The 217-nt window shown below is 61.3% G+C and carries 1 pseudogene; it reads right to left on the bottom strand.

What is annotated here, in order from left to right:
• Positions 1-217 (bottom strand): annotated as a pseudogene (locus ACZIRK_RS45805) (IS630 family transposase); the annotation flags it as partial.

Below are 217 nucleotides of genomic sequence, written 5' to 3'. Positions count from 1 at the left end.
TGCGTTGCGATGATCTTTCCGGTGGCGACTTCGAGCGCCGCAAACAGCGTTGTGGTGCCATGCCGCTTGTAATCGTGGCTCTGACCAGTCAAGGCGCGGCCATTGGGCAACTTCAGATAACCCTGCGTTCGCTCCAAGGCCTGGATCGAGGGCTTCTCGTCCACGCACAGCACAATGGGCTTCGCCGGCGGGGCGACATAGAGGCCGACAACATCGG

The sequence above is a fragment of the Bradyrhizobium sp. Leo114 genome, from assembly GCF_055229415.2.
Note: the sequence above shows the minus strand (reverse complement) of the source record. Positions and strands in the feature narration are given on the sequence as shown.